The organism is Actinoplanes sp. NPDC026670 (assembly GCF_040638175.1).
Lineage (GTDB): Bacteria > Actinomycetota > Actinomycetes > Mycobacteriales > Micromonosporaceae > Actinoplanes.
The window spans coordinates 59,556-76,500 of sequence record NZ_JBEZXU010000008.1 but is presented as its reverse complement, the minus strand read 5'-3'; the positions used below and the strand labels follow the sequence as shown (position 1 = coordinate 76,500).

16 protein-coding genes are annotated in these 16,945 nt (G+C 71.1%); 9 read left to right on the top strand and 7 right to left on the bottom strand.

What is annotated here, in order from left to right:
• Positions 1–7: 7 nt before the first annotated feature.
• On the top strand, positions 8–925 hold the full coding sequence (locus AB0E94_RS10400; RefSeq protein ID WP_360324754.1) for a LysR family transcriptional regulator: 918 nt from the start codon (positions 8–10) through the stop codon (positions 923–925).
• On the opposite strand, the gene AB0E94_RS10395 is transcribed toward AB0E94_RS10400, so the two are convergent.
• Genes AB0E94_RS10395 through AB0E94_RS10385 form a run of 3 tightly spaced genes read right to left on the bottom strand, consistent with a single transcriptional unit; the run spans position 915 to position 2,797 of the window.
• Positions 915–1,430, bottom strand: coding sequence for a GNAT family N-acetyltransferase (locus AB0E94_RS10395; protein WP_360324752.1), 516 nt, complete (start codon positions 1,428–1,430; stop codon positions 915–917). The two genes, AB0E94_RS10400 and AB0E94_RS10395, sit on opposite strands and share 11 nt — an antisense overlap.
• A 33-nt stretch (positions 1,431–1,463) precedes the next feature.
• On the bottom strand, positions 1,464–2,039 hold the full coding sequence (locus AB0E94_RS10390) for a DUF305 domain-containing protein (protein WP_360324749.1): 576 nt from the start codon (positions 2,037–2,039) through the stop codon (positions 1,464–1,466).
• Positions 2,024–2,797 carry a lytic polysaccharide monooxygenase gene (locus AB0E94_RS10385; RefSeq protein WP_360324746.1) on the bottom strand — a complete coding sequence of 258 codons (774 nt, stop codon included), beginning with the start codon at positions 2,795–2,797 and terminating at the stop codon, positions 2,024–2,026. Before AB0E94_RS10385 ends, AB0E94_RS10390 begins: the two co-directional genes overlap by 16 nt.
• A gap of 107 nt (positions 2,798–2,904) precedes the next feature.
• On the opposite strand from AB0E94_RS10385, the gene AB0E94_RS10380 reads away from it, so the two are divergent.
• The 3 genes from AB0E94_RS10380 (at position 2,905) to AB0E94_RS10370 (ending at position 4,798) form a co-directional block, all read left to right on the top strand.
• The gene (locus AB0E94_RS10380) at positions 2,905–3,249 is read left to right on the top strand and encodes a VOC family protein (RefSeq protein WP_360324744.1); all 345 of its coding nucleotides are present in this window, start codon (positions 2,905–2,907) and stop codon (positions 3,247–3,249) included.
• A 111-nt stretch (positions 3,250–3,360) separates the two neighbouring features.
• The gene (mraY, locus tag AB0E94_RS10375) at positions 3,361–4,464 is read left to right on the top strand and encodes a phospho-N-acetylmuramoyl-pentapeptide-transferase (protein ID WP_360324741.1); all 1,104 of its coding nucleotides are present in this window, start codon (positions 3,361–3,363) and stop codon (positions 4,462–4,464) included.
• A gap of 31 nt (positions 4,465–4,495) precedes the next feature.
• Positions 4,496–4,798 (top strand): DUF1905 domain-containing protein, encoded by a 303-nt coding sequence (locus AB0E94_RS10370; protein WP_360324739.1) that lies wholly within the window; start codon positions 4,496–4,498, stop codon positions 4,796–4,798.
• Here AB0E94_RS10370 and AB0E94_RS10365 read toward each other — a convergent pair.
• On the bottom strand, positions 4,705–5,445 hold the full coding sequence (locus AB0E94_RS10365) for a TetR/AcrR family transcriptional regulator (protein ID WP_360324737.1): 741 nt from the start codon (positions 5,443–5,445) through the stop codon (positions 4,705–4,707). The two genes, AB0E94_RS10370 and AB0E94_RS10365, sit on opposite strands and share 94 nt — an antisense overlap.
• Before the next feature lie 51 nt (positions 5,446–5,496).
• Here AB0E94_RS10365 and AB0E94_RS10360 point away from each other — a divergent pair, with 51 nt between their 5' ends.
• A complete protein-coding gene (locus tag AB0E94_RS10360; RefSeq protein ID WP_360324735.1) occupies positions 5,497–6,603 on the top strand; it encodes a GDSL-type esterase/lipase family protein in 1,107 nt (368 codons plus the stop codon).
• A gap of 1,295 nt (positions 6,604–7,898) precedes the next feature.
• On the opposite strand, the gene AB0E94_RS10355 is transcribed toward AB0E94_RS10360, so the two are convergent.
• Entirely contained in the window at positions 7,899–10,082 is a 2,184-nt protein-coding gene (locus tag AB0E94_RS10355; protein WP_360324732.1) for a bifunctional diguanylate cyclase/phosphodiesterase, read from the bottom strand.
• A gap of 86 nt (positions 10,083–10,168) precedes the next feature.
• Here AB0E94_RS10355 and AB0E94_RS10350 point away from each other — a divergent pair, with 86 nt between their 5' ends.
• Genes AB0E94_RS10350 through AB0E94_RS10335 form a run of 4 tightly spaced genes read left to right on the top strand, consistent with a single transcriptional unit; the run spans position 10,169 to position 13,925 of the window.
• On the top strand, positions 10,169–11,938 hold the full coding sequence (locus AB0E94_RS10350; protein ID WP_360324729.1) for a methyl-accepting chemotaxis protein: 1,770 nt from the start codon (positions 10,169–10,171) through the stop codon (positions 11,936–11,938).
• A 38-nt stretch (positions 11,939–11,976) separates the two neighbouring features.
• Complete coding sequence (locus tag AB0E94_RS10345; RefSeq protein ID WP_360324727.1) at positions 11,977–12,630, top strand: phosphatase PAP2 family protein; 654 nt, start codon at positions 11,977–11,979, stop codon at positions 12,628–12,630.
• An 18-nt stretch (positions 12,631–12,648) separates the two neighbouring features.
• Entirely contained in the window at positions 12,649–13,257 is a 609-nt protein-coding gene (locus AB0E94_RS10340) for a hypothetical protein (RefSeq protein ID WP_360324725.1), read from the top strand.
• 26 nt (positions 13,258–13,283) lie between these two features.
• Positions 13,284–13,925 (top strand): 4a-hydroxytetrahydrobiopterin dehydratase, encoded by a 642-nt coding sequence (locus tag AB0E94_RS10335; protein ID WP_360324722.1) that lies wholly within the window; start codon positions 13,284–13,286, stop codon positions 13,923–13,925.
• A gap of 56 nt (positions 13,926–13,981) precedes the next feature.
• Here the strand turns inward: AB0E94_RS10335 and aceB are convergent, their stop codons facing one another.
• Both aceB and aceA read right to left on the bottom strand, forming a co-directional pair.
• Entirely contained in the window at positions 13,982–15,607 is a 1,626-nt protein-coding gene (gene aceB / locus AB0E94_RS10330) for a malate synthase A (RefSeq protein ID WP_360324719.1), read from the bottom strand.
• A gap of 29 nt (positions 15,608–15,636) precedes the next feature.
• Positions 15,637–16,920, bottom strand: coding sequence for an isocitrate lyase (gene aceA, locus AB0E94_RS10325; RefSeq protein ID WP_360324716.1), 1,284 nt, complete (start codon positions 16,918–16,920; stop codon positions 15,637–15,639).
• Between the last annotated feature and the right edge of the window lie 25 nt (positions 16,921–16,945).

The following is a 16,945-nucleotide window of genomic DNA, read 5'->3' as shown; positions in this document are numbered from 1 at the left end:
AAAACTGATGATCGATCCGCGTCGTCTCCAGGTCCTCACCGAGGTCGCCCGGCAGGGCAGCTTCAACCGCGCCGCCGCTGAGCTGCGGCTCACCCCGTCCGCGGTGTCCCAGCAGATCAGCGCCCTGGAGCGGACCGTCGGCACCCCGGTGGTCCGGCGCAGCACCCGCGGCGTGGAGCTGACCGACGCGGGCCGGGTGCTCACCGAGACCGCCGCCGCCATCGCGGCCGAGCTGGCCACCGCCGAGCGGGAGATCGCCCGGCTGGCCACGGTCGGCGCCGAGCGGCTCACGGTGGCCACCTTCACCAGCGGCGGCCAGCGGATCCTGCCGCACGCGCTGACCCGGTTCACCACCGCCCGGCCCGAGGTCGAGCTGACCGTCATCGAGTCCGAGCCGGAGGAGAGCCTGGCGCTGGTCCGGTCCGGCGCGGCCGACCTCGCGCTCGTCTACCACTTCGACGGCCCGCCGGCCGTCCCGTCCGGACTCGACTTCACCCCACTTCAGGACGACCCGATGTGGATCGTGATGCCGGCCGGGCACCGGCACTCCGGGCGCACCGAGGTGGCCATCGCCGAGCTCGCCGGCGAGCGCTGGGTGCAGGGCTGCCTGTCGGTCGGCGACATGCTGGAGCACTACGCGGCGATGGCCGGCTACGAGGTGATCACCGCGTGCCGGGGCACCGACTACCAGTTCGCCCAGTCGCTGGTCCGGGCCGGTGTGGGCATCTCGATGATCCCCGAGGTGGCGCTCACCACCGATGCGTCCGGGCTCACCGCGGCCCGGCTCACCCCGCCCGGCCCGTGCCGCTACGTCGGCGTCGCGACCGCCCGGCGCCGGCGTGCCGACCCGCTGGTCGCCGCGATGCTCGGCGAGCTGCGTGACACGGTCGCGGCGCTGCCCGCCGGGCCGCTGGCTACAGCGTGATCCAGTAACGCTTCACGGTGCCGATCTCGGTGTCCCGGACGTCCTCCAGGACACCGCCGTTGCGCTCGATCGTGCGGGCCGAGCCGATGTTGCTCACGTCGCAGGTCAGCATCACCCGGGTCAGGCCCAGCGCGCGGGCATCAGGCAGCGTCTCAGCGAGCGCCCAGGCGGCCAGGCCGTGACCGCGGGCCGACGGGCGCAGGCCGTAACCGATGTGACCGGCCGCCTCCCGCAGGAAGTCGTTGAGCTCGTGGCGCAGGGCGATCGCGCCCAGATAGCGGCCGTCCTCGACGATCCAGCGGAACGAGCAGCGCACCCAGCCCTCGGGCGCCTGCTTCTCCGCGTCGGTCAGCCTGGCCACCCACGCCGCGAACCCGTCCGGCGAGTCCACCTCGTCGGTCTCGCGCAGGCCCGAGCCGTCCTGGTGGACGCCACGACCCCACTCGTCACGGGACTCGATCCAGGAGGCGTGCAGGGCAGCGGTCGGCGCGATCAGTTCGGGCATGCGCCGACCGTACCCAATCGTCGCTATTGATTTTCAGCCCGCGGCCAGCGCGAGAAGCCGCTGGATCTGGCCCTGCCGCGACTCCGTCATGCGTTTGGCAAGATCAACCGCTTGGGGGTACGAGCCACCGCCCGCCTCCATCCGGATGGTCTCCATGGCGTTGTGCAGGTTGCCGAGCAGCAGTGCCACCGCGGCCCGGTCGAACTCGGCGCCCGCGAACTTCGCCAGGCCCTCGAAGTCCTCCTCGCGCAGCGAGTGCAGATCGCCGTGCCCGGCATGCAGCCCGGCCGACGGGTCCGCCTCGAGCGGCCGTTGCCACTGGCCGAGCCAGCCCGTCATCGTCTCCCGCTCGGTGCGCCACTGCCCGCGCAGCTCGGTGGCGACCGCGCGGATCTCCGGGTTGGCCGCCCGGCCCTCGGCGATCTCGGCGACCCGGTCGCCCTCGGTGATCTGCGCCAGCCCCATCTGCAGGAACATCACGTCGGTGTCGTTGAACGCCTTCTCCTCGACCGGGGCCGGCGAGCCGCAGGCAGCCAGCAGACAGAGCAGCAGGAGGGTGAGGGCGGCCCGGCACGCCGGGCCGCCCGTTCCTGCTAGACGGCGGTCCACAGCGCCGCGACGTACGGGGGCTCCCAGCCGGCCAGCGCGGTGTGCGCCTGCCGGCACTGGTAGGTGGCGCCGTTGTAGGTGACCCGGTCACCCACCTTGTACGCGGTGCCGGCCGCCCACGTCGTCGAGCCCGGGTTGGTCGTCTGGGTCGGCGTCGGGGTCGGCGTGGGGCTGGTCGTCGGGGTCGGGGACGGCGTGGTGGGTGTCGGCGTCGGGGTGGTGGGCGTCGGCGTCGGGTTGGTGACCCCGCCGAAGTTCAGGTCCACGCACGAGTAGAACGCGTTGATCGTGTCGGCGATGTTCCACCGGGCCAGCACGGTCTGCCGTCCGGTGTAGCCGGCGAAGTTCACCGTGTGCGACTTGGTCGCCCCCGGCTGCGCGCCGTTGTCGTTGAAGGACGCCACCAGCTTGTTGCCGATGAAGTACTCCCACGTCGAGGTGGCGTGGCGGGCGGTCAGCACCCAGTTGAAGGTGACGCTGCTGCCGACGTTCGCGGCCGGCCAGCTCTTCGAGGTGTCGTTGAGGACGGTGAACCGGCTGGTGCCGCCGTTGCACTGGGTGGACCCCTTGGGGGCCTCCACGCTCTGCGGCTCGTAGACGATGTCACCGCAGCCGGAGACCGCGCCGCTCGCGCAGTTGGCCTGACGGCTGGGCGGGGATGAGATGTAACCGTGCGCGGACGCCGGGGAAGCGGCCACGAGGAGGGATCCACTGACCGCGGCGACGGTCAGTGCGGGAAGGGTGAACCTGCGTCGCATGCTTGCTCCTTGTCAAGTGTTGCGTGTTCACCAACGTAAATTAAAGACTCCTTACAGTAAACAGTGTTAAGGATTTTTTAGGGTCACCGCCGGATAGCATTCGGAGAATGTCCGTTGACCTTTTCGCCGGAATCTCCGTCCGGGACCTGCCGGCCGCCGTCGCCTGGTACTCGAAGGTGCTCGGCACCGGGCCGGCGTTCTCCCCCAACGACGTCGAGTCGGTCTGGGAGGTCGCCGAACACCGGTACGTGTACGTCGAACAGCGGCCCGCGCACGCCGGGCACGGCATGATCACCCTGTTCGTCGAGGACTTCGCCGATCGGGTCGCCGGGGCGGCGGCACGCGGGCTCACCCCCTCCCGTGAGGAGACCTACGAGAACGGCGTCCGCAAGACCACCTACACCGACCCGGACGGCAACGAGATCTCCTTCGGCGGCGCGCCCACCGCCTGATCGCCCCGAGTTCTCCGTCGCCGGCGCGCCCACCGCCTGATCGCCCCGCACCGGGGAGATGGCAGGATCAGGCCCCATGATCTTTGACGCCGACCTGTCAGTGGGGACGCCGTGAGGGCGGTCATCGTCGCGGCGGCGGTCGCGTTCCTCGTCTCCCTGTTCCTCACGCCGGTGGCGATCCGGGTCTTCAGCGCACTCAAGGCCGGGCAGCCGATCCGTTCCCTCGGGCTCGCCTCGAACGAGGGCAAGAAAGGCACTCCCCCGATGGGTGGTGTCGTGTTCATCGTGGCCACGCTGCTCGCCTACGTCGCCGGGCACCTGGCCCTGACCACCCTGCCCGAGCGGCAGATCGCGCAGGAGAAGCCGACGATGACGGCGCTCGTCCTGCTCGGCCTGTTCGTCTTCTGCGGCGCGGTCGGCTTCGTCGACGACCTGCTCAAGGTCCGCAAGCGCAACTCCGACGGCCTGTCCGCCAAGGGCAAACTGCTCGGCCAGGCGATCGTCGGCACCGGGTTCGGCATCGCCGCCCTCTACGTGGCCAGCACCAACGGCCAGACCGTGGTCAGCGAGAACATCTCGTTCATCAGGGACATCAGCTGGCTGAACGTCGGCAAGGTCGGCTCGGTGATCGTGTTCGTCTTCGTGATCACCGCGATGTCCAACGGCGTGAACCTCACCGACGGCCTCGACGGCCTGGCCACCGGCGCGTCCACGCTGGTCCTCGGCGCGTACGCGCTGATCGGGTACTGGCAGTACCGGCACTGGTGCGCCGACGAGACGTACGCCCGCGCCAACGAATACTGCTACCAGGTCCGCGACCCGCTCGAGATCGCCATGATCGCGGCCGCGGCGGCCGGCGCCTGCCTGGGCTTCCTGTGGTGGAACACGTCCCCGGCCCGGATCTTCATGGGCGACGTCGGCGCGCTCGGGCTCGGGGCCCTGATCGGCGGGCTCGCCGTGGCGACCCGCACCACACTGCTGTCGATCCTGATCGGCGGGCTCTTCTTCATCATCACGATCACCTGGGTGATCCAGATCGTCTCGTTCAAGACCACCGGCCGGCGGGTCTTCCGGATGGTGCCGCTGCACCACCACTTCGAGCTGGCCGGGTGGAGCGAGGTCAACATCGTGGTCCGGTTCTGGACCATCGCCGGTGTCTGCGTGGCGATCGGCCTGGGCCTGTTCTACTCGGAGTTCCTGGCCGCCACCGGGTAGTTCTGTCAGACCCGGGTGGCATGCTGCGGGCGTGAAGGTGGAGTTCGAGAGCGAGCTGTGGGTCTGGGATGCGCGGCGCGACGAGACCTGGACGTTCGTGAGCCTGCCGGTCGACGCGTCCGAGGAGATCCGGGCGCGGGCCGGCGGGCTGCGGCGGGGGTTCGGGTCGTTGCGGGTCCGCGCGACGGTGGGCGGCAGCTCATGGACGACGTCGGTGTTCCCGGACAGCGGGCGCAACGCCTACGTGCTGCCGGTGAAACGCGCCATCCGGGCCGCCGAGGCACTGACCGAGGGCGACGTCACCGCGGTGACCGTCGAGCTGCTCGACCTCTGATCCCCTACCGTCCCGCGACCTCTGATCCCCTGCCGTCCCTCGGCGGTGATCGACGACTCGGCCCGGGGCAGGGCGTCGCCGGCGCCGACGGCGAAATTGATCAGGTGGGTGCGGTAATCGGTGTCGGCGGTGGCCGGGTCGGGGTGGAAGCCGGCCAGCTCCAGGCTCACCAGGCCGTGCGCCAGGCACCAGGACTGGCGGGTCAGGACCCAGGGCTCGGCCGGGCGGAAACGTCCGTCCGCGATGCAGCGGATCATCACGTCATGGGCGACCTTCAGGGTGTAGGCGCCGATCGCCCGGTCCTCGGAGGTCAGCTCGAAACCTGTCGCGCCGAACATCACCCGGTACAGATGCGGGGCCCGGTGGGCGGCCCGGCGATAGGCGAACGCGAGTGCCGCGCAGTCGGCGACCGGGTCGGTGGTCTCCGGCACCTCGGCGAGTTCGGCGGCCAGCCGGGCGAAACCCTCATGGATGATCGCGCGGACCACCGCCGGCATGCCGCCGAAGTGCGTGTACACCGCCATCGTCGACGTACCGGCGGCACGCGCCAGCGAACGCGCGGACAACGCTCCCGGCCCCTGCTCGGCCAGCACCCGGGCGCCCGCCTCGACGAGTTCGGCCCGGGGGTCTCGACCCTGTTTCACCACGCGCCTACGATAACGGGCGTTATGCAATAACAGCTGTTATGAAGGTGGATCATGGCGAAGGCACAACCGGCCGGTGGACCCCTGCACGGCGAATCCCCCGGCCCCGGCCCGGTTCTGCGCCTGGCCGTGCTCGGCGACTCGTCAGCCGCCGGATTCGGGGCGCCCGACCACGCCACCGCGCTGGCCGGTCAACTCGCCACCGCTCTCGCCGCCGGCCTCGGCCGAACCGTCTCCTGGCGGGTAGCGGCCCGTGGCGGCGCCACCGCCCGAACCGTCACCGCACTGCTGCCCCGCCTCACCGACCCGGCCACCGGCTGGCGCCCCGACCTGGTGGTCGTGGCCGTCGGCGTCAACGACACCACCCGGTTGCGCCGGTCGGCCGCCTTCCAGCGCGACATCACCCACCTGGTCACCACCTTGCGCGCCACACTCGCCACCCCACCCGCACCCACACCCGAGCCCACCCCCTCACCCGAGCCCACCCCCGCGCCCGAGCTCACCCGCTCGCCCACGCCCGAGCTCACCCCCTCGCCCACACCTGAGCACGACCCCGAGCCCACCCCCACGCCTACGCCCTCGCCCACGCTCACCCCCACGCCTACGCCTACGCCTACGCCTACGCCCACGCCCACGCCTACGCTCACCCCCTCGCCCTCGCCCACGCTCACCCCCTCGCCCACACCTGAGCACGACCCCGAGCCCACGCCCACGCCCACGCCCACGCCCACGCCCACGCACCGAGAATTGGACAATTCGCCCGCTACCGCAACCGCCGCGGCCACCGCCGGGCCCGGAGTCGGAGTCGGCGGCGGCGGCGGCGGCGGAGTCAGGGCCGGCGGCGGGACCGAATCAGAGGAAGGGGGCCCGGCTGGGCTTTCGGTGCTGGTTCCCGTGCTTCTGTCGGGGCTGCCGCCGGTGCACCGGTTTCCGGTCCTGCCCGCGCCGGCCCGGTGGCTGTTCGGCTCGCATGCCCGCCGTCTCGACCGTCGACTGGCCGCGGTCGCCGCCGAACTCCCGGGCACCCATCATCTGCCGGTCGGCGACATCCCGATGGACCAGCCCGGACTGTTCGCGTCCGACGGCTTCCATCCGGCGCCGCCCGCCTACCAGATCTGGGCCGGTCTGCTGGCCGGCCAGGCCACTCCCCTGCTGACCTGACGCGAACCACCCGCCGCCCAGGAAGCCGCAGATCACCACGCAACCCCACGATCAGGCAGCGCGGCCACCCACGGCTCGACCCGCACCACACACCACCACCCAAACCCCACCATCAGCCAACGCGGCCACCCACGCCTCGACCCGCACCACAACTGGAGCGGGGCCACGACGTGCCACGTGCCGGCGGATGGGGCGCGGCTGGTGACCTTCGATGTCCGCGTCCGGGTTGCCGGCACGTCGCCGATCCTCGGTCGGCGCTACCTCGAATCGCTGAGCCCGTGCGGGGCTGGCTGATTCGGTGTGGCGTAACGGTGGCGGGCGCACACGTTGGCGTTGTGAGTGCTCACGTCGTCGTCCCGGCGTGGATGAGCGCTCACGATCGGCACAACGTGTGCGCTGGTCCTTGCCGGGGCGAGGGCCAGCGCACGCAATCGGTGATCGTGTGCGCTGATCGACGCTGGGCTTGACCCGTTTCGACGGACTGGGTCGATGAGTTGATCTTCTGACCCGCCGCCCGTGGCATGCCTGCCTCCACCGTCGGATGATCGCCCGGCAACGCATTGTGGCCCAGGTTCCGGCCGTACCCGCGCAGGGCGCTTCGGCTTCGTCTGCGGCGGAACTCCAAGCCATGAAGTGGTGAAAGCCGCGGGGTTCGATCTCCTTGTGGAGACCGCACCATCACCCAGTGGCCTCGTGTGCAGATTTGCGGCCGAAGGTCCAACCATCGACGAGTGCCGACGGCCGGAAGAGGCTGTCCATGAGCAGCCGAGAGATCAACATCAGCACACCCGCAGCCCCAGCGGCGCGAGGCGAATCCCAAAACGCCCCATGGGCAACCCCAGCAGCGCGGGAGGGACCCTAAAACGCCCCATGAGCAGCCCCAGTGGCGCGCGACGAACCCCAAAACGCCCCATGAGCAACCCCAGCAGCGCGGGAGGGACCCTAAAACGCTCTGAAAGCAGCCGTATCGTGCCGCTCGCCGATCAACTAATCCCGGAAGCATCCATACCGCGCCGCCCGATGCCCGAAAACAGGCATACCGCGCCGCTGGAGGCTCGGCCGGAGCGACTCAGCGGTACCGGGTCATGGAAGAGGGCCGCGGCCGGACTCTGAGCCTGGGGGTCTTGAGCGGCTCGGTACCCGGCGGGAATTGTCAACTCGGGGCGGGTGGGGTGGTGAGGGGCGGATTCGGCCCGGCGGTGCTGGGGCGGCCGGGACGGGCCGCCTGCGTCGCGTCGTAGCCTGGGGACGGTCCCGGTCGGCGAGGGCAGGCCGAACCCGTACCGAATAAGGATCTAAGCCGTCGCCGCCTGGCTGATCTGGGCCATCGCCGGCCGCCCGAAGTGGTAGCCCTGTGCCCGCCGGTAGCCGAGCCGGTACAGCTCGGCGGCCTGTTCGGCGGTTTCGACGCCCTCGGCGACGGCGACCAGGCCGAGCCCGTTGGCCACCTGGATGAGGGAGGTGGCGATCACCGCGTGGCGGCCGGCCATGGTGACGTTCTCGACGAACGACTTGTCGACCTTGAGGATGCGGACCGGCAGGGTCTGCAGCAGGCCGAGCGACGAGTGGCCGGTGCCGAAGTCGTCGAGGGCGATCTCGACGCCGAGGTCGGCGAGTTCGTGGACGGCACGGACCGCGGCGCCGCCGCCGAAGACGGCGGTCTCGGTGACCTCGACGACGAGGCGGGCCGGGTGGACGCCGGTTTCGGCGAGGATGGCGGCGACGAGCGAGACGAAGCCGGGTTCGGCCAGCTGGCGGGCGGAGACGTTGACGCCGAAGCGGTACGGGGCCACGCCCTGCCGCCACCAGTCGGCGAACTGGAGACAGGCGGTACGCAGGATCCACTCGCCGAGCTCGACGATGAGGCCGGTGCGCTCGGCGACCGGGATGAACACGTCCGGGCTGACGTAGCCGTGATCGGGCCGCCACCAGCGGACCAGGCTCTCCACGGCGACGCAGGCACCGGTCGGGAGTTCGACGATCGGCTGGTAGACGAGGTGGAATTCGCCGCGGTCGAGGGCGGTCCGGAGCTCGGCGCCGAGGCGGGCCTCCTCGTCGGTGCTGGTGTCGAGGTCGGCCGTGTAGTGGCGGTGGCGTCCGTTCTCGGCCTTGGCGGCGTACATGGCCACGTCGGCGCGGCGCAGCACCTCGACCGGGTCGGGGCAGTCGCCGGCGATGCCGATGCTGGCGCCGACCAGCAGGTCCTGGCCGCCGGCGTGGATCGGCTGGTGGATCGCCGCGCGGAGCCGGACAGCCAGGTCGTCGCCCGCGTCGGCGGCGGCCGGCATCAGCACGGCGAACTCGTCGCCACCCATCCGGGCCGCGATCGCGCCGGCCGGCAGCTCGGAGACGAGCCGCTGGGCGACGGCGGCGAGCAGTTCATCGCCGACCGCGTGGCCGAACCTGTCGTTGACCGCCTTGAACCCGTTGAGGTCCAGCAGCAGGACGGTCGGGCGGTCGGCGGCGCCGAGTTGCTCCTCGAACGCGCGCCGGTTGGCCAGCCCGGTCAGCGGGTCGTGCATGGCCAGGTCACCGAGCCGGGACGCCTGCACCTTGACCTGCTGCACCAGCCCCCACATGCGCATCACCACGAGCAGGCAGAGCACGACCGCGCCGGTGCCGATGGACGCCCAGGCGATCCCGGCCGGGTCGGCGGCCCCCTGGAGGAAGAGCAGGCCGGGGGCGATCAGGGTGAACGCGGTGAGCATGCCGAGCCGGGTACGCCCGATCCGGTGCACGTCGAGGGTGGTCTCCGGGCGGCGGCGCATGCTCGGGTGCAGGGCGGCGGCGCCCCAGCAGGCGTACGCCGTCAGGAACCCGGAGTCGACGAATCCGCCGGTGTACTCGGACGTGCTCGACATCGTGGTGTAGATGAGGTCGCAGCTCAGCATCATGACGGCCCCGGCGGTCATCAGCCGCATGCTGGGGGTGCGGTTGCCGACGCGGGTGAGCATCCGGGCGACCGCCGTGGTGAGCAGCACGTCGGCGAGCGGGTAGCCGATGGTGACGAGCCGTTCCAGCACCGGCGCCCCGGTGTCGGCGAGGGTGGGGCCGACGACGGACACCCAGAAGATCAGGCCGATCCCGGTGGAGATGATCGCGGCGTCGATGAGCGCGCCGCGTTCCCGGTCGCCGCGCGGGTTGCCGAGCCTCGACAGCGACAGCCAGAGCAGCGGGTACGCCGACAGGTAGAGCAGATCCGCCCAGTACGGGTACGGGTACTCGCCGAGGCGCAGCTCGGTGACGTCGTAGGTGATGTCCCCGGAGACGAACGTCAGCACCCCGGCGGCGAACAGCGCCCAGGCCCGCCAGTGTTCCGGCCGGTTCCGCACGATGCCGACGACCATGGCGGCCACCGAGGAGAGCCCCACGGTGTTGACGTAGATCTTGGCGGGCAGGGTGTCGTCGGGGACGAGGGGGAAGCACAGCGCGGCGATGATCGCCGTGACCAGCCACCCCGCCCACACCGGGACCCGCATCAGCACACCCTCCGCAATCGTCCGTAACCGCGGCGGGTTGAGCGAACCGGCCTCAGCGGGTCGGCTTGGTCGGCGAACATACCTGTGTGGGGCGATTCCGGCCGGCCGCGGCCTTGCACCGTGGTGAGCTGCTTCCGGTCCTCGGCCTGGTCGCGGTGATGCTGGTCATCCTGGGGGTGCCGGTCTATCTGGTGACGGTGTCGGCCTTCGACCGGGTGGAGCGCAGCCAGGTCGGGCGGGAGGCGGAGGAGCTGCGGGTCGCGATCAGCGCGCACGCGCAGCGGCTGCGGGACTTCGGGGTGACCAACTCGATCTGGACCGCCCTCTACGACGATCTGGCGAACCGGGACACCAGGCAGTTCGAGGTCGATCTGCCGCCGGAGGTGCTGACCGGCCAGTACGGCTTCACCGGCGCGATGGTCGTCGACCCGCGCGGCGGGATCCGGGCCGGTGGCCGGATCACCGGCTCGGCGTATCAGGCGATGCCGGCTCCCCTGAACGACCCGGCGACGCTGACCGGCTATCTGCGGGACGGCCCGGCCGGCGCCCATCTCTGCGGCCTGACGAGCGTGACCGGGACGCCGACCGAGTTCTGCTCGTTCCCGGTCTACCGCGACGAGGGCACCGGCGACTCGAACGGCTTCCTGCTGGTGTTCCGGGAGTTGGACGAGGCCGGGATGGCGTCGCTGACCGGGCAGACCGACGACGAGATCACGTTGCGGCCGGCCCCGCGGGCGGGCGCCGAGGTGCTGCGGGAGCTGGACAGCGAGTTCGGCACGATCGCGGTCACCACCGCGTCGGCCGGCGACGACATCGCGGTGGCGTGCACGCTGACCGGCGCCGACGGGGTGCCGATCACCTTCGAAGGGCTCAGCGATCGGCCGATCCACCGGCAGGCGCAGGTGACGCTGGCCCAGCTGGCGCTGGTGGTGCTGGTGGCGGTGGCGATCGCCGGCGCCGCGATCAGCATGGCGATGCGCCGGGCGGTCCGTCATCACGTGAAGCCGCTGCGCCGGACCACCGAGAAGGTGATGGACTCGCGGGACCTGGCGCTGCGGGTGCCGCCGTCCGACGACGCCGACATCAACGTGGTGGCCGGCGCGATCAACGACATGCTGGAGGCGATCGACCGGCACACCGCCGAGCTGGCCGAGATGCGTGCCCGGGAGGCCCGGGAGCAGGAGGAGAAGCTGCGGGAGCGGGAGGCCCAGCGGGAGGAGATGCTGCGCCGGGTGGAGGCCGAGTCGGAGCAGATCATCGGGGGTGTCGCCTACCAGCTCGGCGACGCGGTCCGCGGGGTGGACGCAGTGAAGGCGTCGGTGCAGGACATCAACACCGGGGCGGCCGAGGCGCACGCCGCGACCGAGCAGATGGCCGATCACGCGGACCGTGCCGACCAGGCGGCCGAGGCGCTGACGGTGAGCCTGCCGGCCACCCGGGAGATGGTGGCGATGATCGCGTCGATCGCCGGGCAGACCCGGATGCTGGCCCTGAACGCGACTATCGAGGCGGCCCGCGCGGGTCATGCCGGGCTCGGTTTCGCGGTGGTCGCCGACGAGGTGCGCAAGCTGGCCGACGACACGGCCGAGTCGACCGAACGGATCACCGCGACGCTGAACACGCTGACCACCACCGCCACTGACGTCTCGGGGGCGGTAGCGACGATGACCGACACGATCGAGAGTGTACGGGCGGCGATCGGACAGGTTCGGGCGGTAGCCGACGACCAGCAGGCCAACATCAGTGGCCTGGTCGATCAGGTGCAGAACGCGATCGGCCAGATCAACGACTTCTCCACCGACCGGACCCGGCTGACCGACAAGTCCGGCGGCGGCACCGGGCTGGAGCTGTTCTGACAGGTGCTTCGCAGGTTGATGTGGGGTAATGGTCCGCTATGCACTCCGAGCCACCGATCGCCCGAGCGGGTCTGACGGTCCTGTTGCTGGTGCCGGCCGCCGTGCTCGCGGCGTTGGTGAGCGCCGGCTGGGCGCCGCTGCGCGCCTTCGACCGGGCGGTCGCCGACCGGCTGCACGAGGTCGCGCACGGGGCGCCCGCGCTGACCACGGTGATGACCTGGCTGACGAATCTGTTCCAGCCGAACGTGTTCCGGGTGGCCGCGTTCATCCTGGTGATCTGGCTGGCGCGGCGCGGCGCCCGCCGGACCGCGACGTGGGTGGCGGTCACGATGATCGCCGGTGGTGTCCTCGGCGGCCTGCTGAAACTGCTGTTCGGCCGGGCCCGCCCGGACTTCCTGGACCCGGTGGCGGCGGCGGTCGGTTACGCGTTCCCGTCCGGGCACGCGCTGAACAGCGCGCTGGCCGTGACGATCGCCGTGCTACTCGTCCCGCGCTGGTGGGCGCTGTGGCTGATCCCGGTGCTGACCGCGCTCAGCCGGGTCTATCTGGGGGTGCACTGGACCAGCGACGTCATCGCCGGTCTGCTGCTGGGCGCCGCGGTGCCGCTGCTCACGGCGCGGGCCTTCACCCGGGACCGGGCGGCGCTCACCGGGCCGGTCAGCGGCGGCCGGAGCCGCTCGGGTTTGCCGTGATGCCGGACAATCGACGGGGTGCGACGTCTGATCACGGCCTGGCGCACCGAACGCGTCTCGATCCGCTGCAACTGGCCGCCCCACACGGCTCTCCACCACCTCGCCACCGGCATCGACGCCCCCAACCAGTACCGGCTCCGGCAGCATCTGTGGGCCGACGTGGACTTCATGATCATCGGTCGCGCCGACCGGGACGGCATCCGGATCTGCGCCGCCCGCCCGCACGTCACGAACGATCTGCGCACCCACCTGTTCGCCCGGTTCGTCCGGGAGGGCTCCGGCAGCCGCCTCGAGGGCCACTTCGGCTGGCGGCCGTCGCGGCGGATAACCATCACCGCTCTGGTCGCCTTCCTGTTCCTTGCCTGGTTCGCGGCCCTGGGCTACGTGGCCCGATCGCTGTACGTCGGCCACCCCGTCGGACAGGCGGCGGAATTCCTGGTCGCGATCCCGATCGTCCTGGCCGGAGTCATCGGCATGGTCGCGCTGTGCGTCCGGCTCGCGCGCCCGGAGGCCGAACACCTCCGTGCCTGGCTCACCGATCGCCTCGACGTCCCCGCTCCCGCGCCTCCCCGACCCCGGCCGGCGCCGCCCCCGCCCACGAGCATCCGACCGCCGTCGCCCGCCTGACATCGAAGCGGTGCGAGCATGGTGGCATGACGAAGCTGACCGGTCAGGAGATCACCGACGGCACGCCTGATGGGTGGGTCTACCTGCGCAACGCTCTGCGGACCCGGCTGCGGACCGGTGACTTCGCGACCGGGCTGGCGCTGGTGAACGCGATCGGTGGCGCCGCCGAGGCGGTCGACCACCACCCCGACCTGGATCTGCGCTACGGCTGGGTGGACGTCCGGCTGTACAGCCACGACGTGGGCCGGGTGACCGGGCGGGACCTGCGGCTGGCGGCCACGATCAGTGAGCTGGCGGCGGCCGCGGGAGTGGCCGCGGGCGCGGACGGGCTGACCGTTCTGGAGCTGGCGCTGGACAGTCCGGGCTTCCCGGAGCAGCTGGGGTTCTGGGAGGCGGTGCTGGGCTATCCGCGCGACGGCGAGGGTGACCTGCTCGACCCGTACCAGAAGGTGCCGTTGATCTGGTTTCAGCGCTCCGGCGACGAGGAGCCGCGGCAACGCTGGCACCCGGACCTGTGGGTCGCGCCGGCCGAGGTGCGGCCACGGATCGAGGCGGCGCTGGCCGCCGGTGGGACGCTGGTCAGCGAGGCCGACGCGCCGCGGTTCTGGGTGCTGGCCGACCCGGAGGGCAACAAGGTCTGCCTGTGCACGTGGCAGGGCCGCGAATAGCAACGCGGCGAGCGGGGCGGCGTGGACCGAGACCACGCCGCCCCGCCCTCATCCGATCAGGCCGCGACAGGAGCCTGAGCGGTGACCGGAGCCGCCACCCCACCGGACAGGTGCCGTAGGTAGGCCGGCAGGGTGAGGAACTCCGGGCAGGTCCGTTCCGACAGCAGGACGGTGAGCAGGGTCCGCGCCTGGCCGAAGCAGCGGGCGGCCTCCTCGTCCAGCGCGCCGGTCTCGCTGAGCACGTCCAGCTCCTCGCGCAGCATCCGGGCGACCAGGCCGGCCGAGACCGGCACGCCGTAGTCGGTCGGGGTGCCCGAGGAGATCCACTGCCAGAGCTGGGCCCGGCAGATCTCGGCGGTCGCGGCGTCCTCCATCAGACCGCCGAGCGCCACCGCGCCCCGGCCGCCCAGCCAGGCGGCGATGTAGCGCAGCGCCACGCTGACGTTGTTGCGCAGCGCGACCTCGCTGACGGTGACCGAGCTGGACTTGACGTCCAGCAGGTCGGCCGCGGTGACCCGCACGTCGTCGCGCTTGCGGACGATCTGGTGCGGTTCGTCGCCGAGCCACTGGTCGAACACCTCACGGCAGGTCTCGACCAGGCCCGGGTGGGCCACCCAGGAGCCGTCGAACCCATCGCCGACCTCACGCCGCTTGTCCTGGCGGACCTGGTTGAGGGCCCGCTTCGCGGCGACCGGGTCACGGCTGGGCACGACCGCGGCCATCCCGCCGATCGCGTGGGCGCCGCGCTTGTGGCACGTCTTGACCAGCAGCTCGGTGTAGGCCCGCATGAACGGCGCGGTCATCGTGACCTGCGAGCGCTCGGGCAGGACCACGTCCGGACGGTTCTTGATCATGCTGAACAGGTAGTCCCAGCGGCCCGCGTTCAGGCCGGCCGAGTGCTCGCGCAGCTCGTACAGGATCTCCTCCATCTCGAACGCGGCGTTGATCGTCTCGATCAGGACGGTGGCCCGGATCGTGCCGCGCGGGATGCCGAGGTAGGCCTGGGCGAAGACGAAGACGTCGTTCCAGAGGCGGGCCTCCAGGTGCGACTCCATCTTCGGCAGGTAGAAGTAGGGGCCGCTGCCCCGGTCGATCTGCCGCTGCCCGCTGTGGAACAGGTACATGCCGAAGTCGAACAGCGACGCCGACACGGCCCGGCCGCCGATCCGCAGGTGGCACTCCGGCAGGTGCCAGCCGCGCGGCCGCACCATGATCGTCGGGAGGTTCGCGCCGATCTCGTATCGCTTGCCGTCGGGCGCGGTGAAGTCCAGCGTGCCGTCCAGCGCGTCGCGCAGGTTGAGCTGGCCGAGGATGACGTTGTCCCAGGTGGGCGACGTGGCGTCCTCGAAGTCGGCCATCCAGACCTTCGCGCCCGAGTTGAGGGCGTTGATGGTCATCTTGCGTTCCGGCGGGCCGGTGATCTCGACCCGCCGGTCGGTGAGGTCCGCAGCGGCCGGGGCGACCTGCCAGGACAGGTCGTCCCGGATGTGCTGCGTGGAGGTGAGGAAGTCCAGGTCGGTGGTCCGGGTGGCCCGGCGGCGCCGGCGGCGCTCCAGCAGCTGGACCCGGCGGGCGCCGAACTCGCGGTCAAGCGCCACGATGAACTCGACAGCCTCAGCGGTCAGGATCTCGGAGTAACGGCCTGCGGTCGTACCGGTGATGGTGATCTCTTCGGCGCCCATTGTCTCTACCTACCTGTCGCTGTCGCTGATCAGAACTGCTCGGCCTCGGTGGAACCGGACAGCGCCGTGGTGGAGCTGTCCGGGTTGAGAGCGGTGGAGACGGCGTCGAAGTAGCCAGTGCCGACCTCGGCCTGGTGCTTGGTCGCGGTGTAGCCGTCCGACTCGGCCGCGAACTCGGCCTCCTGGAGCTTCACGTACGCGCTCATGCCGGTCTGGGCGTAACCGCGCGCCAGCTCGAACATCGAGTGGTTGAGGGCGTGGAAGCCGGCCAGCGTCACGAACTGGAACTTGTAGCCCATCGCGCCGAGCTCCTTCTGGAAGCGCGCGATCGTGTCGTCGTCCAGGTTCTTCTTCCAGTTGAACGACGGCGAGCAGTTGTACGACAGCAGCTTGCCCGGGTGCTTGGCGTGCACGGCCTCGGCGAACTTGCGGGCGAAGTCGAGGTCCGGCTTGCCGGTCTCCACCCACAGCATGTCCGCGTAGTCGGCGTAGGCGATGCCGCGGGCGATGGCGGCGTCGTCGCCCGGGGTGACCCGGAAGAAGCCCTCGGAGGTCCGCTCGCCGGTGACGAACGGCTGGTCACGGGGGTCGACGTCGGTGGTCAGCAGGTCGGCCGCAAGGGCGTCGGTGCGGGCGATCACCAGGGTCGGCACACCGGCGACGTCGGCCGCGAGGCGGGCCGCGTTCAGCGTGCGGATGTGCTGCTGGGTCGGGATGAGCACCTTGCCACCCAGGTGGCCGCACTTCTTCTCGGAGGCGAGCTGGTCCTCCCAGTGCACACCGGCGGCGCCGGCCGCGATCATGCCCTTCATCAGCTCGAACGCGTTCAGCGGGCCACCGAAGCCGGCCTCGGCGTCGGCGACGATCGGGGCGAACCAGTCGCGCTCGTACCTACCGTTCGAGGTGTCGATCTGGTCGGCACGCAGCAGCGCGTTGTTGATCCGGCGGACCACCGCGGGAACCGAGTTCGCCGGGTAGAGCGACTGGTCCGGGTAGGTGTGGCCGGACAGGTTCGCGTCCGCCGCGACCTGCCAGCCGGACAGGTAGATCGCCTTCAGGCCGGCGCGCACCATCTGGGTCGCCTGGCCACCGGTCAGCGAGCCGAGGGCGTTGATGTAGTCCTCGGTGTGCAGGAGCTCCCACAGCTTCGCGGCGCCGCGCTCGGCCAGCGTGTGCCGCTCCTGGAGGGTGCCCCGCAGCTTCACGACGTCCTGCGCGGTGTAGTCACGCTTGATGCCGGCCCAGCGGGGGTTGTTGGCCCACTCCCGGGTGAGGTCCTCAGCGGTACCGCCCCGGTTCTCGAACTCAGTCATCAGAAAAATCCCTTTCCTGCCCTGT